Origin of the sequence: Pseudoalteromonas phenolica (assembly GCF_044788725.1) — a bacterium.
In the GTDB taxonomy this organism is placed as follows: domain Bacteria; phylum Pseudomonadota; class Gammaproteobacteria; order Enterobacterales; family Alteromonadaceae; genus Pseudoalteromonas; species Pseudoalteromonas phenolica_C.
This window is the reverse complement of record NZ_CP173161.1, coordinates 2,253,723-2,278,387: the sequence shown is the minus strand read 5'-3', so window position 1 is coordinate 2,278,387 and position 24,665 is coordinate 2,253,723. Positions and strand designations below refer to the sequence as shown.

28 protein-coding genes and 1 pseudogene are annotated in these 24,665 nt (G+C 40.6%); 5 read left to right on the top strand and 24 right to left on the bottom strand.

The genetic code is table 11. From position 1 onward, the window contains the following. Window positions 1-3 precede the first annotated feature (3 nt). The 22 genes from ACH784_RS10350 to ACH784_RS10245 form a co-directional block, all read right to left on the bottom strand. The gene (locus ACH784_RS10350; RefSeq protein ID WP_404389916.1) at window positions 4-135 is read right to left on the bottom strand and encodes a GpE family phage tail protein; all 132 of its coding nucleotides are present in this window, start codon (window positions 133-135) and stop codon (window positions 4-6) included. A gap of 26 nt (window positions 136-161) precedes the next feature. Beyond that, the gene (locus tag ACH784_RS10345) at window positions 162-446 is read right to left on the bottom strand and encodes a phage tail assembly protein (RefSeq protein ID WP_404389914.1); all 285 of its coding nucleotides are present in this window, start codon (window positions 444-446) and stop codon (window positions 162-164) included. A gap of 62 nt (window positions 447-508) precedes the next feature. After that, window positions 509-1,027, bottom strand: coding sequence for a phage major tail tube protein (locus tag ACH784_RS10340; protein ID WP_404389912.1), 519 nt, complete (start codon window positions 1,025-1,027; stop codon window positions 509-511). An 11-nt stretch (window positions 1,028-1,038) separates the two neighbouring features. After that, the gene (locus ACH784_RS10335; RefSeq protein ID WP_404395244.1) at window positions 1,039-2,208 is read right to left on the bottom strand and encodes a phage tail sheath protein; all 1,170 of its coding nucleotides are present in this window, start codon (window positions 2,206-2,208) and stop codon (window positions 1,039-1,041) included. Window positions 2,209-2,309: 101 nt separating this feature from the next. Next, window positions 2,310-2,615 (bottom strand): tail fiber assembly protein, encoded by a 306-nt coding sequence (locus ACH784_RS10330; protein WP_404389910.1) that lies wholly within the window; start codon window positions 2,613-2,615, stop codon window positions 2,310-2,312. A 1-nt stretch (window position 2,616) separates the two neighbouring features. After that, window positions 2,617-3,441: a hypothetical protein gene (locus tag ACH784_RS10325; protein WP_404389908.1), complete on the bottom strand. Its 825-nt coding sequence runs from the start codon at window positions 3,439-3,441 to the stop codon at window positions 2,617-2,619. After that, entirely contained in the window at window positions 3,438-3,974 is a 537-nt protein-coding gene (locus ACH784_RS10320; RefSeq protein WP_404389906.1) for a hypothetical protein, read from the bottom strand. The genes ACH784_RS10325 and ACH784_RS10320 overlap by 4 nt, the downstream gene beginning before the upstream one ends. Then, window positions 3,974-4,723, bottom strand: a complete 750-nt coding sequence (locus ACH784_RS10315) for a phage tail protein I (RefSeq protein WP_404389904.1) — start codon at window positions 4,721-4,723, stop codon at window positions 3,974-3,976. Before ACH784_RS10315 ends, ACH784_RS10320 begins: the two co-directional genes overlap by 1 nt. Before the next feature lies 1 nt (window position 4,724). Next, window positions 4,725-5,645: a baseplate J/gp47 family protein gene (locus ACH784_RS10310; protein WP_404389902.1), complete on the bottom strand. Its 921-nt coding sequence runs from the start codon at window positions 5,643-5,645 to the stop codon at window positions 4,725-4,727. Further along, window positions 5,638-5,967: a GPW/gp25 family protein gene (locus ACH784_RS10305; protein ID WP_404389900.1), complete on the bottom strand. Its 330-nt coding sequence runs from the start codon at window positions 5,965-5,967 to the stop codon at window positions 5,638-5,640. Before ACH784_RS10305 ends, ACH784_RS10310 begins: the two co-directional genes overlap by 8 nt. Further along, window positions 5,964-6,554 carry a phage baseplate assembly protein V gene (locus tag ACH784_RS10300; RefSeq protein ID WP_404389898.1) on the bottom strand — a complete coding sequence of 197 codons (591 nt, stop codon included), beginning with the start codon at window positions 6,552-6,554 and terminating at the stop codon, window positions 5,964-5,966. Before ACH784_RS10300 ends, ACH784_RS10305 begins: the two co-directional genes overlap by 4 nt. 67 nt (window positions 6,555-6,621) lie before the next feature. Next, complete coding sequence (locus ACH784_RS10295) at window positions 6,622-7,086, bottom strand: phage virion morphogenesis protein (RefSeq protein ID WP_404389896.1); 465 nt, start codon at window positions 7,084-7,086, stop codon at window positions 6,622-6,624. After that, window positions 7,068-7,535 (bottom strand): phage tail protein, encoded by a 468-nt coding sequence (locus ACH784_RS10290; RefSeq protein WP_404389894.1) that lies wholly within the window; start codon window positions 7,533-7,535, stop codon window positions 7,068-7,070. Before ACH784_RS10290 ends, ACH784_RS10295 begins: the two co-directional genes overlap by 19 nt. After that, a complete protein-coding gene (gene lysC, locus ACH784_RS10285) occupies window positions 7,528-7,788 on the bottom strand; it encodes an Rz1-like lysis system protein LysC (protein WP_404395242.1) in 261 nt (86 codons plus the stop codon). Before lysC ends, ACH784_RS10290 begins: the two co-directional genes overlap by 8 nt. 290 nt (window positions 7,789-8,078) lie before the next feature. After that, the gene (locus ACH784_RS10280) at window positions 8,079-8,894 is read right to left on the bottom strand and encodes an N-acetylmuramidase domain-containing protein (RefSeq protein WP_404389892.1); all 816 of its coding nucleotides are present in this window, start codon (window positions 8,892-8,894) and stop codon (window positions 8,079-8,081) included. Beyond that, window positions 8,891-9,157: a phage holin family protein gene (locus ACH784_RS10275; RefSeq protein WP_404389890.1), complete on the bottom strand. Its 267-nt coding sequence runs from the start codon at window positions 9,155-9,157 to the stop codon at window positions 8,891-8,893. Before ACH784_RS10275 ends, ACH784_RS10280 begins: the two co-directional genes overlap by 4 nt. Continuing rightward, window positions 9,157-9,525 (bottom strand): putative holin, encoded by a 369-nt coding sequence (locus tag ACH784_RS10270; protein WP_404389888.1) that lies wholly within the window; start codon window positions 9,523-9,525, stop codon window positions 9,157-9,159. Before ACH784_RS10270 ends, ACH784_RS10275 begins: the two co-directional genes overlap by 1 nt. Window positions 9,526-9,527: 2 nt before the next feature. Beyond that, window positions 9,528-9,746 carry a tail protein X gene (locus ACH784_RS10265; protein ID WP_404389886.1) on the bottom strand — a complete coding sequence of 73 codons (219 nt, stop codon included), beginning with the start codon at window positions 9,744-9,746 and terminating at the stop codon, window positions 9,528-9,530. Further along, on the bottom strand, window positions 9,746-10,210 hold the full coding sequence (locus ACH784_RS10260; protein WP_404389884.1) for a head completion/stabilization protein: 465 nt from the start codon (window positions 10,208-10,210) through the stop codon (window positions 9,746-9,748). Before ACH784_RS10260 ends, ACH784_RS10265 begins: the two co-directional genes overlap by 1 nt. Before the next feature lie 89 nt (window positions 10,211-10,299). Further along, window positions 10,300-11,007, bottom strand: coding sequence for a phage terminase small subunit (gpM, locus tag ACH784_RS10255; protein WP_404389882.1), 708 nt, complete (start codon window positions 11,005-11,007; stop codon window positions 10,300-10,302). A 9-nt stretch (window positions 11,008-11,016) separates the two neighbouring features. Continuing rightward, window positions 11,017-12,024: a phage major capsid protein, P2 family gene (locus tag ACH784_RS10250; protein ID WP_404389880.1), complete on the bottom strand. Its 1,008-nt coding sequence runs from the start codon at window positions 12,022-12,024 to the stop codon at window positions 11,017-11,019. A gap of 12 nt (window positions 12,025-12,036) precedes the next feature. Continuing rightward, entirely contained in the window at window positions 12,037-12,861 is an 825-nt protein-coding gene (locus ACH784_RS10245) for a GPO family capsid scaffolding protein (RefSeq protein ID WP_404389878.1), read from the bottom strand. 153 nt (window positions 12,862-13,014) lie between these two features. Between ACH784_RS10245 and ACH784_RS10240 the strand changes: the two genes are divergently transcribed. Both ACH784_RS10240 and ACH784_RS10235 read left to right on the top strand, forming a co-directional pair. Continuing rightward, window positions 13,015-14,778, top strand: a complete 1,764-nt coding sequence (locus ACH784_RS10240; RefSeq protein ID WP_404389876.1) for a terminase ATPase subunit family protein — start codon at window positions 13,015-13,017, stop codon at window positions 14,776-14,778. Then, window positions 14,778-15,773: a phage portal protein gene (locus ACH784_RS10235; protein WP_404389874.1), complete on the top strand. Its 996-nt coding sequence runs from the start codon at window positions 14,778-14,780 to the stop codon at window positions 15,771-15,773. The genes ACH784_RS10240 and ACH784_RS10235 overlap by 1 nt, the downstream gene beginning before the upstream one ends. A gap of 92 nt (window positions 15,774-15,865) precedes the next feature. Here the strand turns inward: ACH784_RS10235 and ACH784_RS10230 are convergent, their stop codons facing one another. Further along, entirely contained in the window at window positions 15,866-16,384 is a 519-nt protein-coding gene (locus ACH784_RS10230) for a hypothetical protein (protein WP_404389872.1), read from the bottom strand. A gap of 976 nt (window positions 16,385-17,360) precedes the next feature. After that, window positions 17,361-18,338 (bottom strand): annotated as a pseudogene (locus ACH784_RS10225) (anti-phage deoxyguanosine triphosphatase); the annotation flags it as partial. An 89-nt stretch (window positions 18,339-18,427) separates the two neighbouring features. On the opposite strand from ACH784_RS10225, the gene ACH784_RS10220 reads away from it, so the two are divergent. Genes ACH784_RS10220 through ACH784_RS10210 form a run of 3 tightly spaced genes read left to right on the top strand, consistent with a single transcriptional unit; the run spans window position 18,428 to window position 24,659 of the window. Further along, window positions 18,428-19,702, top strand: coding sequence for a hypothetical protein (locus ACH784_RS10220; protein ID WP_404395311.1), 1,275 nt, complete (start codon window positions 18,428-18,430; stop codon window positions 19,700-19,702). After that, the gene (locus ACH784_RS10215; RefSeq protein WP_404389870.1) at window positions 19,695-21,989 is read left to right on the top strand and encodes a hypothetical protein; all 2,295 of its coding nucleotides are present in this window, start codon (window positions 19,695-19,697) and stop codon (window positions 21,987-21,989) included. Before ACH784_RS10220 ends, ACH784_RS10215 begins: the two co-directional genes overlap by 8 nt. Further along, entirely contained in the window at window positions 21,990-24,659 is a 2,670-nt protein-coding gene (locus ACH784_RS10210; protein ID WP_404389868.1) for a hypothetical protein, read from the top strand. Window positions 24,660-24,665 lie beyond the last annotated feature (6 nt).

Sequence of the window (24,665 nt, the reverse complement as noted above, 5' to 3'; positions counted from 1 at the left end):
CTCTTAATCATCTTCTGGGTTGTTGATTTGATTCCAGCGAACAATGGCTTTTTCTCGCCATTGCATGAGTTCTTGCACTTCAAGGCTATCCATTTCGCTAAGTTGCCAACGAAAAACGATGGCAATATCTGCCATCGCTTCGTCTACAAACTCGGGAAGTGCTACGCCTTCAAACTCTTCGGCACGAAAAAATTTGCAGATTCACCCGCTAATAACACCAGGTTACCGACGTCCATATCATCGATGTCTTGTTTATTTAGAATTGGATCACTGATACGCGGTAGTAATGTGGCCACAGCGTTTACGTCTAGGTTTAATAAATCTGACAGTGATAAACCACGTAATTCGCCTGCTTTTGGTTTACGAAGTTTTACTTCAGTTATTTCTGTTTCACCACGTTTTATTGGCGTTTCGAGTTTTACTGTTTTTAATTCTGCTTTTGACATGGTTTTGTCTCTTAATATGTTTTAAAAAAGCCTGCGCTAACAGGCTAAGGGGAAGATTAAGTTTAAAGGCCGATAGCTTGGCGAAGTGCAGCCAGTGCGTCAGTGCCGTCTGGGCCAATATCGACAAAGTTAACTAAGTCGATTTCTCGGTAAACTTGACCATCTAAGATGATCTTGTAGTAAGTGTTCAGCATAGTGACTTTGGTTGTACTGTTATCACCGGCTTTATATGTGCCAGGGTCAAACTCTTTAAAACGGCCACGACATACGACTTCGACGCTTTGTACTTCGTTGGTATCGTCTCGCTGAATTGCGCCAGCAAAACGCAGTTGAATGCCATCGATGGTTTGTACGCCTTGCTTGCCCATCATGTCGACATTGACGCCACCTAGCGTAAATTCGAGGTCTAACGCGCTGTCGTCGTAACCCATATCGATGTGCACTGCACCAGGCATACCGCCAGAGCGATAGCCTTCAAATTTACGGGTAAGTTTGGCGATGGTGACTTCTTCAACTTCGCCTGCGTAGCCTTGGCCATCAACGAAAATGTTTAGGCCTTTTAGTTTTCTTGGTAATGCCATTTATTTGCTCCTTATGCAGAAATGCCAGCTGCGAAATCGACTAAATAACGGTCGGTGATACGTTGGCGAAGAGTTAAGTCTTCCAGCGGTGGCACTGGTGTGTAGTCGTAATCAATAAACAACTTGCCAGCTTTAAGTGTGTCTTTGTCGTTTGTGTCTTCTGCATACCAGGCTTGGCCATCGATGATGTAACCGTTGGTTTTTAGTTCGCGGAATTTGGCATTGATACCTTCGACAATATCTTTCACTAATGTTGGTGTTAGGGGTTTGTCGACTGCCCACATGTGTGCTTCAGCGATTGTGTCTGCAATCACTTGTGCGGTACGTGTGTAGTTTTCGAATTGGAAAAGCGGATCACTTGAACAAGTACGAGAACCCCAGAAACGGAAACCTTTCTGATTAATCAGTGTGGTTACTTCGTTGGTATTTAAATACCCTGCGTCGGTGGCTGGGTCTTGTAAGTCCCAGAAAACAGGCTTGGATGTAGCCGTTACACCATCAACCGCAATGTTTGAAAGTGTTTTATGCCAGCCTTGTTCTTTGTCGATTTTAGCGCGAAGGCCAAGCGCTCGGGCTGTTGCATAGGCGTTCTCTTCTTGCTCAGTATCAACATTGAATGCCACAAAATCAGGCCAGATAACCATAACTTCACGGGCGCCGAAGTTTTCACGATAGGTAACCGCTTGCTCTTTAGTTTGGCAATCAAAAGCAGAGACATAAGCAAATGCACGTAACTTTTTAGCAATGGCTGTAAGCTCTGTGGCCACAGGTAAATTGTCTAAACCTGGTACGCCAATAATGCGAGGCTTAACTTTGAGCTTAGATTGCGCTGCAAGTAAGGCTTTTAGGCCTGTGTACTCGCCATCAACGGTTGTGGTACCAACAATATTAGCGGTTGTTTCTGATTCGTTTGCGCCTTGTGCAACTCGAACAACAACACACATGGTATTAACCTGGTCGGCAATGGCTTGAAGAGAGCGTTTAAGTGTACCTTGTGTGCCAGCTTTACTTATCGCACTTTGTACGTTTGTGAGTAATACAGGTTGATTAAGTGGGAATTGAGTTGCGTCTGCGTCATCTGCGACGGCAACAATACCAACAATTGATGTTGATACGGTGCGAATGGTGCGTGTGCCTTCGTTTATTTCGATGACTCGCACGCCGTGGTGATAATCCATAATTTAGCTCCGGTGCTGTTTAAATTAACAGAGGTAGAGTGCTAATAGCACCGAAGCTAAGCCAGTTATTTAATGGGTATAACTGGCTGGATAGTGGTTGGGGGTTAAAGGGTTGGTGGTGTTGGCCAAGTTACTTCGTTAGGGTTATCGAGATTGTTTGTAATATCTCGAAGTGCCTGGCGATATTCTGCAAACTCTGTTTTCTTTTCAGTTGCCAGTGGCGCATCTGGCATTTGCGTCCAGTCAGTTTGTGCTAATAAATCATTGCGATCTTTTCTGACAATGTCAGTTTTAGCGTTTTTGACTATCAATAATTTTTCAGCGTCTGGAATTGCTAATGTAGCAAACTCGTCGCTTTCGATGTTGTAATTTAAGTATGTCTTATCGTTATGTTTGAATGAAATTACCATTTTATGCTCCAACTAGATAAACGCCTTTAGTGCCGACTTGAATGCTTTCGTATGCTGGATCGAACAACGCGACGTTCGCTCCTAGAGTCAAGCTGTGTAGTGACGCAATCATTGATGCGAACCAAGTCGGACGCGAAAAAATATGATAAGTGTCAGGCATATCACTGACACTAAACTGAAACGCAACATTAGATGTGTATGTACCAGCATTTGTTAGAAATCCAGATGCATAATTCTGTCTAGTAAATCCAAGATTGCCTGCCGTTGGTTTTAAGTTTTGAGCAGTTAAATATATATCACTGCTAAAGTGATAAATTGCAAATGACGTATTTTGTACTATGTCGACTAGCATATAGTGACATTTCAGCGTGCTTCTATATAGCTCAATACGCTCATTAAAAACTAATGATAAATCTGAGATAAAAAACACAATATTTTTATTATTTGCAATGATTGGCTCATCTATTGTGAGTGTTGTCCCCGGATTTGCAAGTATTGCAACGGTAGCGCCATCAGGAACATTATCAATAACCGATTTTAGCGTGCGCTTGGGAGTGGCTTTCGCATTACCGGTGTTTGCGTCATCACCATTGTCTGGATCAATGTATATTTTTTGGTGTAACATTTTTTCAACAGATGTCGGTATTGCCGTATTTATTTCTTGAATTGCAGAGTTCACTCTATTGATAGCATCTGCAGACTGACTCTCTAAATCTTGAATTGACTTAAAGATTTTAGTTTCCATTTCTTGCGCTAACGCCTGCGATGCAAGTGTTTGCTCAGCTGATGCGATTTTTAACGCTTCGATTTGTTCAGTTACGCTCATTTTGAGCCCTCCATTTGTCTTAGTTGCTCACTAAGCTGCATGTTCCAGTGAGCTTGTTTAACCAAAGCGGTTTGGCCTTTGACAAACGCAAGACCGCCCATTACAAATTCTTTGTCTAAAATCAGGTTTAGATTGTTGGTACCAATAACAACGGTGATACTGTCGGTTGGTAAGGCTTCAATGCCCAAAGTGAACCATTGAACAACCTTTACAGCTGGCGTTCTGTAACCAAGTAATTTGTTTTCTTGGCTATATACGCCAAGTAATACATCGCCGCAAAAAATACCTATTTCTCTAATCTCGTATTCAAGGTCGCCAGTAAATGCACCTGCTACTCTGAGCTGCTTACCTTGGTCTTCGTAATCAGAAATTTCTATGCGCTCTTCTTCTCGGTTAAGCGATGTTTGATTTTTTGAAGGTGTATAAGCGTGAGAACCAAACGCCATGTGCGTGATTTCGGCTTTTAAACCTTTGTCTTTGGCAGATAAGCAAGCGGCTAACCCTGCTTCTGTAAATTGCAATTTAAGGTGCATTACACAACTCCGTTTAATGAAATATCAGAAAAGATGATTTGATTGGCCACAGCGCCAAGCTCTATAAAACTTTGGGCTGGGTATGGCTCTGCAGCTGAAAATGAAGCTTGATGATCAGCAAAATGCGCTTGATGATTTACGCCATACACTATTAAATTTTCACTGACTGGATTGGGTACCAATGGAACTGCTTCTGCAGTGAAGTCGGTATAACCAATGCCATGATTAACAACGCCAGCGAGCGCGAATTGCTCTTCGAAAGCAATGCCAAGCTCTAGCTCAAAATGAATGCTGCCGCGTTTGTGTGCTCGAATTGCTTCTGTGACCATTTCGAGCATTTCTTTGGTAAACAGCGTGTTTTTGTCACTGGTGAAGTTTTCGGTCAGCATAGCTAATACTTTCATGGTACCTGGTTGGCCGTTTGCTTTTGCCTCCCACCATTCGAGCATGTTGGTGCGAATGCCAAGGCTGTTTAGTGCTCTTTGCAGTGCGTATGGTGTACCTTTGTGTTTATGTATGTCGAATGAGTTGGCGACTACGGCGCGTTTAATATGCTCTGGCCAACTGTCTTCCCAATGGTCAACTGAGTAAGCCCAAGCAAGCCAAGGCAATAGTTTAAATGGACATTTTTCTGGGTCCCATAAATCTTGAATTTGCACATCAATATCGATTGCATTAGCAATGACTTGCTCTAGATCTCTTTCTAGTTTGGTGGCGTTCGGTGGTAACAGTGAATCAAAGAACTGCATGCTAGGCTCCAACACTGATGTTGATACTTGTGCAATAAGCAGCTTGATACGCTTCGATGGTTACATTATTCGCAGGTTGAATGATGTTTACATCGTTTACGCCAGATTGATGCAGTGCTTTGTAAATACCAGATAAAGTGATACTCGCACCTAGTTTACGCTGCTCAAGTTGGTATTGAGCTAAAGCTTGGGTAGCAGCTGCAAGTACGACTTGCTTATCAGGCCCAGGCATAATGTTGAGCTCGGCTTGAACGGCATAATTGATTATCTCGGCACTTTGTACGGTTACGCGGTCGCCTTGTGGGCGAATCTTACTGGGAGTTTTAAGTTGTGCTGTGCCGTCGTCGGTCAAACCAAAGTGGTTACGTATTTTTATTAGCAAGTCATTGGTTGGTAGGCCTGTTTGTGTATGCGCAAGCACAACGACGACCATTTCGCATGGTGCTGGGCTATAGACATCTGCATCTAAAACACGGCCATCGGCGCCAAGAGTATGAAAAATATATCCGTCGACACTACCAGCAGTATTTAACCCATCAAACGCCAGCTGAACACGGCGCTTTAATGCATCGTCACTTTCTAATACTGCAGGTGTTGGCGGATTGGTCGCTGGATTCTCAGGTGTAATTACCAGTCGTTCAATATTGTAGTTAGATGCAAAAGCTTCGAGATCTTTACCAAATGCTGAGGCCAAAATATTTGCGCGTGTTGCCTGGTTAACTTTAGCAATTAAATGCATTTCTCTATAAGTGAGAATTTGCAGCTGCTTGGCTTGTGGGTCTGAATCAAATTGCAGCGCCTCTGCATAGCTTGGTTCGATACTAATAAGTAGCTGTTTATTTTTCTCGTAGAGCTGTTCGAAGTTCAGTTCTTCGATAATGTCTGGCACTGGAACTTTTGATAAGTCGATTAGCTTAGGCATATTGCACCTCGATGCGCTCATTTCGATCTGTTACTAAATTGATTTTTAATTTGCCAGATAAAGCGGGGTCTGAAAGCTCAACTTGTTTAATGGTTACGCGAGGCTCCCAGATAGTCAGAGCAGTAATGATTGCTGCAAATATGCGTAGTCGTGTTGCGCCATTGTGTGGCTGGTCGAGTAATTGAAATAACTCTGAGCCATAGTCACGGCGCATTACACGCGACCCAATTGGCGTTGTTAAAATATCTTCAATGCTTTGCTGAATATGGGCGGTTTCTGTGACTAAGCAGCCCGTTTTACGATTTAAGCTTACGTACTTCATACTGGTGGGCCTGCTTGGTCTGGGCCTGCTTTAACACCTTCATGGCCATGCTCGCCAAACTCGATACCATCAATTTCAATACCGCCTGTATTGGTCATGTGGCCAGTGTGATTGATTGCGCCATTTAGAGTTGAATCACCGTTAATGGTGACATTGCCGTTTATGGTGTTTTCTGGGCAGTCGATTTGAGTACTTTCAACTACTTCAATTAATGCGGTATTGATACCCGATATTCTTAACTGGCTGGTTTCAGGGTCATATTCAAACACTGCACCGTCTGGGAATGTTGTTTTTAACCGGGTTTCATGGTCATCAGGTACTGGGTTTTGGTCGCTGTTAAGTGATGGCAAAACATAAGCATTGGTTAGGTCACCACTCAATGAGAATAAGATCACTTGCTCGCCAATCGATGGACGCCAACTTGTTTTTGCTGTGCCGGCACGCATGGTTAAATACGGGCGAAAGTCAGTGGTTATTTCGCCCGTTGTTACACGACAATAACCCGATTTAACTTCGGCAACTGTGCCAAGTCGTATCAGGTTATCTATGCGTCGTTTTAATTCTGCGATTTCAGCGGCAATGTTCATGCCGCTATGGTTGCTAGTTGGTTTGGTTAGAGCAACAAACTAGAGGGGTATAAGTGGGTTTATAGCTCTATTTGATTGGTTCTAAATACTTAATTATCGTTTCTTCAATTATCTGCTGTTCATCATCAGTAAAACCTAATAACTGCCGTTCTGGGTATTGCACTTGAATATGATCATTCACTTTACCGCGTAAACCATATTGGTGTTGCCTGGCAATATACGCCATTAAACCAATAAAGCCTGTGCTTGCTGTATTCTCGCTGTACTTTGGTTTTAAATATTTTGTGCGAATGAGTTTTTGAAACATCAATTTGTTTTTGATGCTGCCTTTTTTATTGCGCCAACTGGGTTGAGGCTTACGAGCTTCAAAGTTACTGCCGTCTGGGGCTTTGTTTTCTTTGATACGTTTTGCTTGGCTAGCTCTGAGTTTTCGAGCAATATCACGGGCAAGATGTTTACGTTCTTGCGCTGATAGCCGCTCGATTAAGCCATCAAACAGTTCATTAATTTGGTTTAGGTCGTTGGTGGCCACTGCGTCTCGACTCCATTTGTGAATAGCGTCCAGTCGATGTCATCTTCAAAGGTGGGTTCTGGCAAATGTTCAACATGTAAACCATTTTGTTGCTCGGTGACTTTAACGCGCTCGGTCAATTTAAGTTTAATTTCAAGGTCAAACGTACAGTGATTAAGCAGTTCTGCTTTGAATTGAAAGCCGTCTTTTCTGCGTTCTTCGTTTTGCAAAAGTTCGGGTTGGTTTTGTGCTATCCAACCAAGCAAAGGAATGATCACATTATCTGCATGGGTATTAAAATCGGTAATAATCACAACGCACGTAAATTGATATTCAAAACTTAGGTTACCTGCTGCAGCTGTGGCGGCAATATTGCCATCTTCAATAAATACGTGCAGGTTTTCGGGGTTTTGTTTAAGTGCTGCAATACTTTTACTTAATAGCGTTCGAATTTGGCTTGGCTTATTCATTGTTTTGTTCCTTTAGCCTTTGCTGGCACTCGATGATCATATCGACCTGTGCTGCACAATCGTGCCAGGCTTGTTCGATTATGCTGATTTCACTGCTTAGGCTTTCGTTTGTTATCGGTTTGCTCGCGGGTAACCGGCACGGTATGACGATTGGACAGCCATTCACGGAATTGTTCACTGCCTGTAATTTCTGGCCGCTGGTGCAAGCTGCTAATAGGATTAGGCAGCAAAGTATTAGCCCATGCTTTAACATCATTTAGTTCTCGCTTTAAGTCTTGAATGGTTTGTTGACGGCTTGAAGTGGCGCTATTTGCTTTAGCAAGTTGTAACCTTAACTTGGCTTGTGCTTTTTGGTTTTCTTCAGACAGCTTTTGCATTTTGGCCAATGATGCCGATGTGGTTTGCAGTGCAGTAGTAACAATGTTTTTTTCAAGCTGCAGCTTTTCAACTTGGTTGGCTTGGTACCAAATAAACCCACCACACAAAGTAATAATGCAAACAAGGGCTACGGTAATGTAGCCCTTAAGTTTTGCTGATATAGCATTAAGCGGCAGCATTGTCTGACTCTGGCATAAATTCGAGTGCATCTGCGTATGCCTGGCTTAACTTTGCATCGTACAGATTCTTTTTATAATTAGGGCCGTTGTAGCGTTTGGCAAACTCTGCCCACTTTTGGCTTTTGAGTGCTTTATGCATGTTGGTGTCTGCTTTGATGAATTTAACCAGCGCCAATAACTGATTACGCTCTGAGATTTCCATATCTAATTTAAACGTATCGGCTGATTCATAGCCAAGCAAATTGAAGTGATGGCCCATGATTTGGAACATACCCCAACTGCAGGCGCTAATTGCTGCTTCTTTATCTAGTAAGTAAGCAATACTAAATCTCTGATATTCGGCACTGCCTCCAGTGTAACCACCTGGCTTTTGATTACAAACATTGCTGTATTTTTGCGATAGCACTGCAGCAAGCTTTTTATCTTTTTTGCTTACTTCACGGTAAAACACATGGCGCTCGAATAGCATACTTGGGCGACCGCATTCAAAGAACCCACAGCCATTTGATTCAACTTCGGCGACTGCAGCAATGGTGGCAACGCTTACATCTAATTCGCTGGCTGCAAGTTCAATATCGCTGAGCGATAAAAACTTGGCTCTGTGCTCATTATTTAATACGGCCATTGTGCGTTTGCCAGCATAGCCGGTTATTGGTAAATGCACTTTACGCTGATAGTTTGCAACTGCAGCTGCGGTGAGTTCGCCAAACCAGCCATCAACTTCTAGTGAGGCACCATTTTGATTTAGCATGGTTTGAAGGTCTTTAACCTGTTGGCTTTTACTGCCGATAGTTAATTTCATTTTTGGTTCCTTTTCAGAGATAACACAATGGCCACGTTGCCTTTAGCTCGCATAAGCGCAACGAGTACGATTAATTTAAAAAAGAGATCTGCAGCGCTTGGCGTGTCGATAATGTGATAAAGACGCAACACAATATCTGAGCCAGCTGCGACGGTGATCACATAGGCAATTGATGCAATGCCTAGGCGGTATGTGCCTGTTCGTACGAACAAAGCCGTTCGTAATACGATTGCTAAGCAAATTAAGGTATTGGCAAATAACATTACTTACCCCTTGTGCCACGAATAAACGATAAAACGCTTTTGGGGTCGTCCATTAAGCGCATTAAGTACTGCACAAAACGAACAACACAGGCTGCGGCTATGAGCGCCCCCATACCTGAGCTGATTTGTAGTGAGTCGGGTAATAAATGACTTATCAGCACAGTTGACCAATTGGCACAAACTAAGCCACCAAAAAATGACACGATAAACAAACCAAACTTTTTTAAGCTGCTTAACTGGTCGTTTGAAATTATGAATAAAACTGCACCTGTAAACGCGCCAATGATGGCTGCAGGGTCAGTACCAGGAATTAAAGTGAGTACGCTCACGGCGACTAATGCTTTGGCTGTTGATATTGGCTCACTCATAATTAATCCCATAATTGAATAAGGTTTTTTGTCGATGCTGGCTTTGCAATATTTGGCAGCAATAACAAGGTATTTTTTGGTAGCACTGGCGATAAAAAAGCAACGTGTGGATTGGCTTCAATCACTTGCTCTGTGATACCTGCGGTATTGCCATAGTGTTGATGGCAAATTGAGTCGACTGTTTCACCTTGCTTGGTGTAAATGCGCTGTGCTAATTCCATTAGATAAGCTCCACGGTTACATGGCTCTCATCTAATATGTCGCGAATTGCTATACGACCATCACGCTTAAATGATGTTGCAGAATCTTCGAGGTCTTCAACGTCCTTGGTGCCTTTGGCTGTTGAGTCAAAATCGTTATAGCGTTCGATTAGGTTTGCTTTGGCAAAGCAATAAACTGCACGTTGGTATAAATGCAGTAACTCGCTTTTATCATTAATTTGTTCTGCAGGAATGTCTTCGAGAACACTGTAGCCATCTGATTGTTGTCTAAGGCGCCATTCTTTTAACTCTTTGTTTACTTGAATAACTGCGCTTACAACCGCATGTTCTAGACGTTCATTGGTGACGGTACCGTCGAGTCGCATTACCGCTCTGACGTCTGATAATTGGATAACTGGCCAAAAATCGCCTGATGTAATGTCTTTATTGTCTGCTTGAGTGTTCGGCTCTGTAGCAATAAACATGGGCATTTCCTTTTGTGTGCGGTGGGCTGGCTTTAGCAAATTATTAAATTTACTTAGCCAGCGCCGCACGGCTTGCGAGGGTCGCTCGGTTAACCAGCCTCTGGCTCTGTTTGGTCAGAGGTATTTACGGTTGTTTGGGTATCTGAAACGGCTTTTTTTAGCTCACGTTCAAGCTTTTCAATAAACTTTTTAACACCTACTTTTGGGTTAAGAGTTAGGGCTTGTTTGTATGCTTCGATTGCTTTTTCAGGTTTGTTTTCGGCTTCTAGCGCTTGGCCAAGTTGGCGGAACAGCTTTGCACGTGCTTGGTCGTACATGTCGTGCTCTGCAGTCAGTGCAACTAATTGGCCCAGTACTTTTGATGTAATCGCATTTTCAGATTCGAATAGTCTGGCTGCGGTTTCTGCGGTTTCTTCTGCGAGTGTGCAAGCAAGCGTTCGTTCAAATCGGTCTGGCAATGCCAGATCATGCTGCAGTGCATACTGTGCAAGTGGTAGCGCTTGCTCAATATTGCCGGTATCAATGTACCAAAGCAGAATGGTTACAAATACTTCGTCTTGAACGCCTGAATTACCTTCTAATACGCCGTTAATATAAGCTTCGTATTCGGGTAAAAACTTGGTTTTAGTTTCGAGCTTTCTATCGAGTGACTGTACGCGCTTTAAAGTGCGGCGGTGCTCGGCCAGTTGCATTAGCATGAGTTCGTAGTGATTTTGAGCACGCGCATTGTCGTGCTCACTATCGCCACGTTTCGCCGCTAACACTTTGCTAAAATGCTTTTGTGCTGGTGATGACATGGCTTACCTCTACTTAAACTCGATGTTTTCAGCAAATGCTGCACAGCCATAGTCTTCGACTACATAGGCATCGTTTGACGATTCAAAGTTTTCGATTTGGTCGCGTTTAGGGTTGTCGATAATTGCACGACGACGTGTGCCTTCTTGGTAATAGATGCTTAGGTTATCTAAGCGTGTTACTAAAATGGCATTAGCTGGAAAGTTTGGCACTCGTACAGCTTGCAAATTACCAATGCGCTTTTGACTAATGATCATATCTGCAGCTACTTGCTCAGTAGGCGCATGATTTTGGTTAACGATTGGGAAGTACTTATCTGAAAGCAGCTTTCGGCCACAAATAACAACTAGGTCAGTATCGTCTTGGTACCAAGGGTCGATCATGTTGTTAACTAAGTCGAATACCAGTGCATCGAGGTTTTCGTAATCGGCACCGCCACCGATTGTGATTTTGCCCGAAGTTTCCACAACTTCTGCCATGTGACGCTCTGGTGCATATTGGCGGATTTTCTCTAGCCAGCCCACGTTTACGTCTTGCAATAATGGATTTAGCGCTCGGTCTGAACTTGCAGCACGGCTAGTACCATTAAAGCCAATCATAATGCGGTCAAGTGCTTGGCGTTTTAAAATGGCATCTCGAATACGAGTTTGAAAGTCTTGAAACTTGGCCCACATATCCAATTTTGCATAGCGTAAAGCGGTATCAAAGTTGGTTTGCGTACACTTGTAACCATGTGCATCCATGTTAGTTGGATCAATTGGTTGGCGGTCTTTTTGCGTTGTGTCAGTAGTGCTGGCAATAGGTGTATTGATACCCAGGCCTAACTTTTCGCCTTCGGCTTCGTCAACCGGCACAATGTTAATGCGACTAAGAAAATCAGAACTTTCTTGCATTTTTGTTTCGAGGGTTTGTTGAATCGTTGGCGAGACTGTAAATTTAGTTTCTGCCGACTCTACGCTGTTTAATGTTGCGATTTGTACGCAAAATGCTAGATATGCGGTACGTGTTGCGTTTTTCATTGATGTTGCTCCTTAGCAATCAGTTTGAACTTGGCCATCGCCGCCAGTTGCTGGGGCACGGTGTTGGCCGCCAGACTCTTCGGCACTTAACTGCTCTTTGAGCGTGTTAAAGTCTTCTTTTAACTGGTTATGCTCTTCGAGTAGTTCGGTGTAATTTGAATTGGCTTTTTCAAGCTGCTGGGTTGTGCTTTGCTCGAAGTTTGAGAAAGACTGCGCAATAGCTTCAACGGCTTGGTTTATCTGAGAAAAACTACCGTTTGTTTGCTTTTTGTTTTGGCCTAGCAATTCTTTTACTTTTGAAAATAAGCCGCTTTCTTCTGGCTGTTCTTCAACGTCTTCGAATTCAAGCTTGGTTTCGATGGCTGCTGTGAATAGGTTTTCTGGCTTCAGTTTTCTTTCAGTCAAAGGATTAACTTTTGCTTTTGCAGAAAACTCGAGCATTTCGGTGCCCAGTGAGGCTGGCGAATCGGTAACCGCTAAGCCAGTTAAATAGCATTTACCTGTTTTTGCAAAATCAGGATCAATCTCGACACTGGTATAGATTTTCTGGCGCTTTTTGCTCATGGCCAGTAAGTCATCGGTTGGGTCTATTTGCGCAAATAATGCGAGTTTTCCGTCTTCAACTTCTTCAGCTTTAACTGCACGAACATCGCCATAGGCTTTGAATGGACTATCGGGTAATACACCACGAATATGCTCAAGCCATACACGCGCACCATATTTGCCCGTGTCATAAGTTTCGGCCATGTCTTCAATCCAGCTGCGCTCGACTACGCGACCGTCGGTTGTGTCGCCTTCAGTAAAAACTCTGAAGAACTTAGATACTTTTTTAGCCATTGCGTTGTTCCTTTGTGGTGGTTTAGGCGCTTAATAAAGTTGCTTGTATGGTTAATAGTCGGGCTGTATGGGTCAACGCGTGAGAATTGTATAGCCTTTGCTATACCGCTAAACACAAGGGGATTTGCCTGTTTAGCTCTTTAAACTGGCGCAATGAAACTAAATCCTGAACACAATCAAAGACAGTACGCTAAAAACCTTTTTTGGCAGGGTTGGGCTGTACGTGAAATAAGCAAACATATGGATTTGCCTGAATCTACAGTATCGAGTTGGAAGAAACGCGATGGCTGGGACGATGCAAAACCAATCGACCGTGTTGACTCAGCATTAGAGATGCGAATGCTGCAGCTGATATCCAAAGAAGATAAATCGGGCAAAGATTTTAAAGAAATCGATTTGTTGGGTAGGCAATTAGAACGGATTGCACGCATTACGCGATATAACAATGGTGGCAACGAGGCCGATCTTAATCCAAACGTTCAAAACCGAAATGCAGGCGAAAAGAAAAAGTCGAAGAAAAACTTTATCAGCGAAGAAGATTTAGAAAAGCTGATTGATGCCTTTAACGATATTGTTTCTAAGTTTGACTATCAACGCGAATGGTACAAAGCAGGCTTAACACACCGAATTAGAAACATTCTTAAAAGCCGGCAAATTGGTGCGACTTTCTTTTTTGCCCATGAAGCAATCATCGATGCATTAACAACTGGCCGTAACCAAATATTCTTATCTGCAAGTAAAGCCCAGGCGCATGTATTTAAACAATACATTCTGCAATTTGTTAAAGACACGGTAGGCATTGATTTAAAAGGTGACCCAATTGTTTTAGACAATGGCGCCACACTTTACTTTTTAGGTACCAATGCAAAAACCGCTCAGTCGTACCACGGTAATTTATATCTGGATGAATACTTCTGGATTAATAAGTTTCAGGAGTTCAGAAAGGTAGCCTCTGGCATGGCCATTCATAAGAAATGGCGCCAAACTTATTTTTCTACCCCGTCATCAATAAGCCATGAAGCATACCCGTTTTGGTCTGGTGCTTTGTTTAATCGAGGTCGTCCAAAGTCTGAACGAATCGAGGTTGATGTTTCACACCAGGCATTAAATAGAGGTCGCAAGTGTGAAGATGGCCAATGGAAGCAGATTGTTACTGTTGAAGATGCAATTAAGAAAGGCTGCGATTTATTCGACCCAGATACACTGCATTTAGAATACAGTCCTGAAGAACACGCGAACCTTTTAATGTGTGAGTTCGTGGACGATACGCAATCGGTTTTCCCTATGACGATGATGCAACGCTGTATGGTTGATAGTTGGGAAGTTTGGTCTGACTTCAAACCGTTTGCACCAAAACCGTTAGGCAATCGACCAGTTTGGATTGGTTATGATCCAAATGGTGGTGGTAATGGGGATAGTGCCGGTTGTGTTGTTATATGCCCACCTGCGGTGCCCGGTGGTAAGTTCCGCGTTATTGAAAAACACCGTTGGAACGGAATGGACTTTGAAGCACAGGCAAAAGCAATCAAAGGTTTATGCGCTAAATACAACGTGCAATTTATCGGTATCGATAACACAGGTATTGGCGAAGCCGTTTATAAATTGGTTAAAAAGTTTTTCCCTAAAGTCACGCCATTTAAGTACAGCGCACATCTGAAAAGCCAAATGGTTATTAAGGCCCATGATGTTATCAGTAAAGGCCGCTTTGAATTTGATGCTGGCTGGACTGACATGGCCCAGGCATTTATCAGTATTCGAAAAACACTTACCGCGAACCAAAAACAAGTCACTTATGAATCAAGCCGAAGCGAAGAGATCAGCCATGCTGATATTGCTTGGGCTGCTATGCACGCACTTTATAACGAGCCATTGGATTCCACTGGCAGCACAGGATCAACACTGGAGATTTACGAATAATGGCAAAAGACAATAAGGCTGAAAAAAAGCAGCAAATTGAAGCATTCACTTTTGGCGAACCGACACCGGTTTTAAGTCAACGCGAAATTTTTGATTACCTGGAGGCAATGAATAATGGTAAGTACTATGAATATCCGCTTTCATTAAATGGCCTAAGCCGTTTATACAGAGCTGCAGTTCATCATGCCAGTGCGATCCAGGTTAAGCGTAACATTCTAAAAAGCTGTTTCATTCCACATCCAAAACTAAGCATGTACGAATTCAGTGCATTGGCCTTAGATTTCTTGGTTTTCCAAAATGCTTACCTGCAGAAGATTAAAAACAGAATTGGTGGTGCATTAAGTTATAAACGCATGCCAGCAAAATTTACCAGAGTCGGTTTAGTACCAGGTGAATATTGGTGGGTACCTAACCTTAGAGAAGAGCATGTCTTTTCTGGTGACACTGTATTTCACATTAAAGAGTCAGATTTAAACCAAGAGATTTACGGCGTACCTGATTACGTGGCAAGTATGAATTCATCATTATTAAACGAAAGCGCCACGCTATTTAGACGCCGATACTATGAGAACGGTAGCCATGCAGGTTTTATTATGTGGTTAACCGATGCTGGCGTAGATGAAAAAGACGTTAAGAATTTAAGAAAAGCGCTACGAGAAAGCAAAGGGCCAGGCAACTTTAGAAACTTGTTTATGCACTCGCCTGGTGGTGACAAAGACGGTATGAAGTTGATACCCGTTTCTGAGATTGCAGCTAAAGACGAATTCTTAACTATTAAAAATGTAAGTCGTGATGATCAACTTGGTTCTCACCGTGTACCACCTCAATTAATGGGTATAGTTCCTGGCAATGTCGGTGGCTTTGGTGATGCAGCTAAAGCAGCTGAAGTATTCGATGCAAACGAATTGGAATGTATACGTTCGTCGCTGTTGTCGGTGAATGATTGGGCTGGTGAAGAGATAATTAGATTTAAGGGGTATAAGCTGGCTTTATAAAACATAGTATCTTCTGCCAAATTGTATTAACACCTTAGCAATCGTAAGATTGGGTTTATTCAAAATGGCAGATGACCCTCACAATAGACACATTAACGATTTACATTTTTTACTTTACGTTCTAGAGCAAGAATTTGTTGTGTTTTAATTTCCATGCGCTCAATATCACCACGCATTTGTACCTGCATATAATCAATAGAAAGAAGGTATTCAACGACTTTATCCATTGTTAAACAATCCCGTTCATCCTGGAAATTGTCATAAGCATTTTTTGCATTCTTTGCTGCGCCTTCAACAAAATCACTATATTCTTTTTTTGTTATCTCAGACTTTTCAACAATAATCTTGGCATTATTCCAAGAGTTAATTAGTTCAGCAAAACCTTTTGTAACTTCTCTTTTAAGCTCAATAAGCTTGTATTTCTGATTATCGTCCCTAGTTTTCTTTGCATTCATAAAGGCAAGGGCTGCTATAACCAATGAGAAGGCTGATATTAAACCATTTATACTAATTAGACTGTTCCAGCTACTAAGTGTTGAACCAGTAATAATTAAAAGAAAACACACAAACCAAATCGTAAAGTTACTAAAATTCATCAAGTTTAAATCCATAATCATATCCCTTTCACTGTGGCGATGTTATCCACTCATTAGACTTATGACAACTCCAAACAAAGTAGTTCTCAATGTTTTCACCCAGCGCGCGCCGTTGAACCCACGCCACGCCTGCGCGCTTTATGTGTTCAAAATAATGCAGTCATGCAAGCAAATAAAGATAAGTAATTACTGGGGCTCTAGCCAGTTACCAGTAGTAAATTTGCAACGCAAAAAAACGCAAAAGTAACCAAACAAAACATGAAGCAAAAATTGAACGCTTTTCTCTGTGAACTGGGGAGGGCATCGGAAAAAGGTAACATTGGTTATGATGTGTTTTTAGGTAAGTTAACTAGCTGATTTAAAATAAGAAATGAGGTAACCGTAAAAAGGTAATTTTAGGTAACCTAAAAGGTAACATTTGGTTATGTAATTGATATTAATGAATTTTATTTATTGAAGATATTACCATTTAAAAAGGTAACCTAGTTACTATTTAGTTACCATAAATGTTACCTTTTATGATTTCTAGAAAGTGCATAATAATCAATGCTTTATAAAGGTATTTTGAAAAAGGTTACCAATGTTACCTTTTTCCGAAGCCCCCCCTGACTCATGGAGGCCTATATAAGCGGATGGATAATATACATTACTTACTGCTGGTAACTCTGCTGTCCTGACGCTCATGGCAACAACCAAATTGCAGTGTATTAATAAGTGTTTTTTGACTGAGGTTTTGCACTTATTTTGCACCTATTTTGCACAAGGTGATTTTTGATATTTGAAATACCTTTCTAAGTTATTGAAAGGTAGGGGAAAAGCTGGTCGGCATAGCAGGATTTGAACCTGCGACCCCTGACACCCCATGACAGTGCGCTACTAAAAGTTTATACGGTTGTGATTAACCCCTGTAATCTTGATTTTCTTAACAGTTAAAACAAGACCCTGAAACTCGCTCAGGGCGACTTTGTATTAAGTGTTATTTGAAATGTTCTCAAACCGCTCCCGCAAACAATCTCGCATGCGTTTTTCTCGCATATTCATCAGACATACCCGATAAATAGTCGGTCAGCACGCGCATTCTCGCGTTTTCATCTTTTGCTTCTTCAAAGATCACTTGAGTCGTGTGTGGCAGTAGTCGCATCGGGTCGCTGGCGAATGCTTTGAATAAGTCCATTAATAGGTTTTGACCGCTGAATTCTATTTGCTGCATCTTGGGTTCGCGGATGAGTCGCTCGTACACGAATATTTTCAACACTTGCAGAATTGCTGCAAATTCGGGTTCGAGTTTTACGGTGTTTTTAAGTAAGTCTGACTCAAACGCGTCGTTTTGTGTTTGCATGCTGCTATTAACAATGAATAAGTTTACCAGCTCGCCAATGGCGTCTTTCCTGAGTGACTCATCGTCTGAGAATAAACGCTGTGTGAGCGTGTCTAAGTTTTGTTTTAACCAAGGCGAGTCGAGCGCTTTGAGTTTTGGCATGGCATAGTTGTGCCAATCTGAGGCTGACAATGTTTCAGTGGCAATGGCGTCTTCTAAATCGTGAACCGCATAGGCGATGTCGTCGGCCATTTCCATAATGGCGCAATCGAGTGACTTAAATTGGGTTTTATTTTTAAAGTCATCCCACGGTTTATTTGATTGTAGAAGGTCTTTATCGGCATTTGAGAATGGCGCGAGCACCCAGTCGAAAATATCTTGGTCACAGTTATATACACCTTTAGCTGGCAGCCAGTGATGAGCTGTAATAAATGGTGAAGCTGGGTTGTGCTCGGCTTGCGAATGCCAAAGTTGGTTGATCAACGCCGGATATTTTATAAAGCCCAGTAATGTACGGCGCGTTAGGTTCATACCAAAGCCTTTTGAGTAAGGCTCAAGTTTGGCTACAATGCGCAGCGTTTGTGCGTTGCCCTCAAAGCCGCCGTGTTTTCGCATCATAAAATTCAGCGCGGTTTCACCGCCGTGACCAAAGGAAAACGGACACCCACTAAAATAGGTAAAAATGTATCTATTGTTGGAAAGGTAGACTAGTATGTAATTAGATTGGGTATGAGAAATAGATGATGTATAACTTTCAAAGTGAAAAATATAAAACAATGTTGATGTGTGACAATGATGGCATTCCATTGTTGCTACCCAACATATATTTACATTCACTTTCTAAAAATAGACAAGTATACAAATTAACATGGGTAGATGGGTCAGGAAAGCGCAGAATAAAAGATGCTGAGCTTAATAAAGAAACGTTATCAAAAAAAAATATTACTGATTGTTTTTACGAGTTAAGAAAGTTCCTGTTGTGGCTTGAAAGTTATTCAGTAAATTCAACTTCAATTTCTATAAGTACACACCATAACTTACCTGAAGAAATTCTAAATTATTATATAAATAACGTTTTGATTCTGGAGCGTAATACCAGCGAGAAAATGGTAGAGAAAGCAGTTTCAGGCTTGACATATTACTACAACTTTTTGGCCTTCAATGGGCTTACCAATATAAAAGAGATCTGTGTAAAAAACGATAATAAATCTATTGCAAGGGAGAATACTAAAAGAAGAAATGTAATTAAGTATTTGTCCCCACGTATGCGAGCTGAACTTTACGCAAATGCTAGAAATCTCCGCGTTGAATGTACCTTGCGTGCAGGCGGTGAATGTGGCCTACGTACACAGGAGAATATGGGATTATTATTAAACGATTTTAAAGTGGGAGGTAAATCATACTCAGGTATGAAGTCGTTCTTCAAGGAAATAGATGTAGAAACAAAACTAAATGAGCGTTTAGGCAAACAAAAACAAGAGTTCAAATATTGGCTTCAAGGCAAATATTCAAAAGGCCGTAGAAATGGTGTTGGCGGTCTTTCTAGATGGATTTATATTCCACGTGATGTGATGTTGCGATTTAAATTGTATTACGAGACTGAGAGGCCCAAATGTGGTGAAGATAGCTTATTTATAACTGATCCTATAAGTGGTGTGGTACATGGAATAAGGGAATACCAAGGCACTAGAGATTTTAAAGATACCCGCGCTTTGGTTATCGATAAGCAACAGCAAGGTTTTTTACCTGATTACCTTCACACTCTAGAAGAAGATCATAAATATCACATTCTTAGGCATTCATATGGAACTGATAAATTCCACGATGCTGTTGAAGAAGATGGACTTGAACTTGAAAACGTCACTCATTTATCTAGACCATATTTGCTAGTAGCAGAGTTATTAGGTCACGAAACTAGAGGAAAAGATGCTCCAACAACGACAAGAAAATATATAAGGTCTGTTAAGGAAAAGCTAGACCAAGAAAAGTCATATTTGGAGTGCGCAAATGGATAATATTGAAGAAAACTTATTAAAGCAACAAGCTGAGATGCTGGCAGAGTTTTCGAATAAACAAACACTGAGAGCTGTTGATTTTGTGCCATTTGATGTTGATCGATTTATTGTTCCTGAATATCAGGGATCAAAGTCGCAAATTGTAACTCTAGAAGATGTTGATTCACACGAAAAGAGATTGATATTTGCCGCTTTATACGTTGCAAATTATATAACGTTTGTTCTTGAAGAGGGTACTGGTGGAGATCGCAGAGCATTATCTTATATAGCAACTAAGTTTATGACTTATTTAAATGCACTAAAAATAGATCAGTTTAATCGTGTAAATATCTTAAAGGGTTTTGAGGCTTATCGTGTTGAAAGCGATGGGGTAAAGACTCAAAGTACAGGCATGATTGAACTAATACGGCTGCTTAACAAAGCACTTAATTATGTTCCTTTTGGTATCGAATTACTAGCGACCGATGATTATAAGTACTTAGATCTTCTATCAAAAAACAAACCAGCAGCAAATGATGGCAGTGTGCAAACTACACTTACTGATTACTTTGGCTTTCATTCTTGGTTAAGAAGAGATGATATCGGTGTTGGTGCGCATCTATATAAGAGAGCTGAATCCCCTAAATTATTGATAAAGTCATTCCAAATTACAATAAGCAGTGCATTGTTTGAAATAAATAAAGCAAAACATGCGCTTATTGATTTGTTTAGCAAGAAGAGCGTTCAACCAGATTACTTTCCCGCGAAATTAATTCGCCCTCTTAGAGAAAATTATGAAGGGGGACGGAAAAACAAGCAATTTCGAATAGATGAAGCTGCATTTAAAGTTGCTACATTAAACAATAAAAAAGTTTTTTTTGAGAAGCTTAGAAATCTTTTTACTGGTATCGAAGCTAATAACATAATTAATACGGCTTTAGAGTCTCTGCTTTATTCACAATGTGTAGAAGAAGCGCAGCAGTATGCTAAAGACGAATTTTGGAATACGGGAAAAATACCAGCTCAAACTGCAAAGATATCAAACAAAATAGTCACAGTTTTTCGTCAGCAAACTGAGGGAGCACTCTTATTTACACCTGATTTTATCCAAGAGTTGGTCGAATATTCAGTTGCTAAGCACAAAAAGATCCCAATCTCTAAGGGGGAAAACTACTTATTTGCTTTACTAATGTCATATCAAACGATTCCTTACAATGATATTTATAGAATAAGATTGAGAGATTTTAGGTTTTCCAAAAGACAAACGGGAGAAGTTACTCAAATAGAATCAGAATATTTCAAGTCTCGCTCAAAAAGCTACCATGACATAGAATCAATTAAAGGAAATTCTTTATTAGGTACTTCTATCCTTGCGTTTCTAAATGACCGCACCGATAACCTTAAAGTCGATAGTAAGTTAATTACTGATGATGGTTCGTTACAATCAAAAATGGGTCCTACCGCAAACGTATCACTGTTTTTTAAGTTTTTAGGGAATTCTAGCGTCCGTGATGTACTAAATACGCACTTATCAAGAGAAAAAGTTTCACCAGTATTCATCGAGTGTGTTGTGGCTATATGTGAAAAAGGTGTTAGAAGGGAAACTTACGAGAGAAAAAACAATAATTGGCTTTTGAACTGCGAAACACCAACAATGACTCGCATCTTTAGTTCGGAAGCCGTTAAAAACTCAAGGGTACACGCTGAGTCAGATAACTTCGACCCAACTCGAATTACTAATTATAACTCTCATTCAAATAAAACTGAGCGTGCTAGTTATCGTACAGAAGACAATCAAACTTGGATAGATAACTGCGGAAAAGTCACTCGCAATGTTATGAACGATATTTGTCTAAATGTCTTAAGACCCAGTAAGTCAGAGGTTTCTGAATATAACACGACAATAGAGAGTGTATTACAAACCATAAAATTACGGGCAGATAATACGTTAGCACTTTTAAAAGTTGTCACTGGTAAAAGTGATGGCAAGGTAAATAGCCTTGGTTTCTTGGTATCCAATGAAGGCACTGAAGACAGTATTCCTGATTACATTTATCTTGTTGATGCACCAGAAACAGTTCTAAAGCTTTTACACTATCTTGGTGAGTTGGAGCGTTGTCATAAAAAAATTTTTGAACGAGCACCCGAATATTTATTTTTAGAGGCATTGCCTACGGCAGAATGGATAGAAGCGGTCTTATCCAATAGATTGTTTACCAAAGAATCGATTACAGAAGGTCGAAAGCTATATAAGAAATTTAAAAAAGATCTACCACCTATTTTTACTGCATTTACAGGGAGTTACTAAATGAGAAATATAATTAGTTTAGACAGCAATAATAATGACTCCAGAGCTAAATTCTTAGTGCATTGTAATGATATGTTGCGTTTAATTGATCCTAACGGACATGCTTCTTTCGAAAGCGATAAATGGGTGATCCCTTTTACTTCAACTAACACCAGAGCGAATAATTTGTATGCAACGTTAGATTTTAGCGACTTCAATAATAAAACTTTAAAATTCAAATCAAGTATTAGAATCGAATTTGAAGTCGGAGAATTTATTAATTTGACGATCATAGATTTTGCTAAGTGGCTCTTTTTACAACAAAGGCACAGCTATTCTTTGGATTATAGAAGTGTTTGGCACTTGGAAATGCTAATAATTCTTTTTGCCTATTTGCAGGAAAATAATATTAAATCACTTGAGGAATCCAAACTGGAGGATTTCTTTAGTTTATCTCTAACTCACGACTTTGTGGACGGGTCTTTTGTTAGACGCCTGTCATCTCCCGCTTATGGATCTCGATTTAAAACGTTTAATTTATCGAGTATTACAAGAATTTTGCGCCTCCACAGTGTTGAAGGAGTTGTTACTAATATTCATGAGGAAGATCTAAACAAAGAGTTTAATTCAGCTTGTTTGTCCCAAATGGACATGACATTAGCGGATTATAAAGTTGGGGGAACATTTGATTTTTTAACTCTGGATGTGGGCAAACATTATGTCGATTATTGTGCTAGCTTCTTCGAGCAACATATAGTTTTTGCTACAGCACTTCGTAGTTCTGTTATTGAACTAGGATTTGATTTAGAAGAGAAAGGAAATCAATCCAAATGGGATGCGTTATTTACTGAAAACAAAGACCAGCTCTCCAATACAATCGTTACTAAATATAATGAAATAGTCGCTAAGTATCATGCATTTAATGTAGATAAACTTAATCAAATAATATTGGAGTTAAAATTAGACGAAACTCGTTTTGACTCACATGAGTTTGTGAGATCGTTGATGTATGCTCGCTTTTATGATGATCAGCTAAAAAAAAGAGAATATATACTGGCAGAATATGCAGCGAATATTAATAGTGATAAAACAGGCTTTAAGATCGACTTTACGTTACAAGAATTCGATGAGTATTGTGACAATGTTTTATATGAAGAAACTATAGACTTAAAAGGTGCGAATGCACTTCTAGACGAATACTTAGAGCTATTTCGTAAAAGTACTAATGCAAACATGGGGAGTTTTTTTAGGGATGTAGAAGCTGCTGGTGTAACCGCTCTGGTTTCTTATACTGGGTGGAGGGCAAGTGAATTTGGCTTCCCTGAATCATCGTTAAAATCTGCTGTAAATAAGGAAATTTCAGATGCTGTTTATTCTCCGTTTCGATTTTACATAAAGTGGATTTCGCCAAAGACAAATGGTGAGACATTACTAGAAAGAGAAATAACGTTATCTACTGCAATTTTGGTTAAGCACCTGTCTACTTTTACCGCAGCAAATGAAAATGGCTTTGCGTTGACATCTGCTACATTTGGAGAAACTACGCTAATCGAAAATCATATCAAATCAATGGTAGCAAGGCATTGGCAGAGGTTTCCTGAAAACTATAAAACGTTCTTAGAGCTAGATGAACTTAAAATTCTGATGGCTAAAGATTGTGATTTAGTTGAAACAAAAAGAAAGGAGTATTTGTTAGGCAAATACGATTTTAACAGCGCAGTAGTAGAAAGTCTTAACGAACTAAAAGATAAGCTTAGAAAAGATAACCAAATTCTAGAGCTAATTTCTCGTAATTATAACGTTGATCAGAAACATCTTCGTTTTAAAGAAACTATTAGGCGTTATGTTAATGGCGAGCTTGATGATGTTGCGGTTCAAATAATTGAAAGTCGCTTATCTCAAGAAGCTTTGGAATACATGAGGATAAATAATGGCGACATCAGCAACTCTGATGTAAAAGTAATAGTAGACGAGCTTAGAGAAGGTATATTTTATGCTACCCCGCATGCGTTGAGACATGTTTGGGCTGAAGCGGTTTTAAGGCGGTATAAAGGCAATATAGGTAAGTTTATTCGAGCAAACTTTAAGCACATAGATGAACGGTTTTTTATGGCATACCTGAGAGGGAAAGAGGCTAAGGCCATAATGCAAGTAGCTAAAAGAACAACAATAAATCACATTGTACGATCTAGAATCCAAAGTCTTAATAGTGAAAGAAGACACTATGCAGGTCTGTTTGATCGGTTTATAAATAAGGCTGTTGCTATTACCCATGTTAAAACACATGAAGAATATGAAGAATTAGCAAACAAAGTTTCGAATGACAGAGTTGTCGATATTAAAGTCAATCCTTGGAATACGTGTGTCTTAAGGAAAGGAACATTTGACCACGCTAAGTGCTCAGAAGAAGGTATGCCTCAGCGGCATAAAGCAGAACCCAGTCTTTGTCTGGGTTGTATTAATGGGGATATTGAAGAAGGAAACTTCAACGGCATTGTTGTATATATCAAACCCGATGTCGAAGCTTGTAGAAACCCGAATCTCCCAGCATTTATCAAAAGTGTGCATTTAGTGACGGTTAGATTGGCTCTGAAACGTATACAAGAGTTGGGTAAAAATTACGATGTATCACCCTATCAAAAATATATTGATTTCTTAAATGAAACAATTGAAATTGCGGTCAACTCTTAGAAGGCT